This window comes from Citrobacter sp. Igbk 16 (assembly GCF_028069755.1).
GTDB lineage: Bacteria > Pseudomonadota > Gammaproteobacteria > Enterobacterales > Enterobacteriaceae > Citrobacter.
The window spans coordinates 1-280 of record NZ_JANEWJ010000104.1 but is presented as its reverse complement, the minus strand read 5'-3'; the positions used below and the strand labels follow the sequence as shown (position 1 = coordinate 280).

1 tRNA gene is annotated in these 280 nt (G+C 47.5%); it reads right to left on the bottom strand.

Features of this window, described 5'->3' with window-relative positions:
* Positions 1-200: 200 nt before the first annotated feature.
* Positions 201-276, bottom strand: a tRNA-Glu gene (locus tag NNO03_RS22555).
* Positions 277-280 lie beyond the last annotated feature (4 nt).

Sequence of the window (280 nt, the reverse complement as noted above, 5' to 3'; positions counted from 1 at the left end):
CGTAAAACACCACCGTGTTGCGAAAATTTGAGAGACTCGAACACACCGCTTTTCATTTCTTATTACGGAGAAATGAAACAGTGTGTCGTTTCAATTTTCAGCTTGATCCAGATTTTTAAAGAGCAAATATCTCAAACAAGACTCGGAAGTCTGTTTTGAGATACTTCGGCCGGCGACTTTCACTCACACAAACCAGCAAGTGGCGTCCCCTAGGGGATTCGAACCCCTGTTACCGCCGTGAAAGGGCGGTGTCCTGGGCCTCTAGACGAAGGGGACGTGT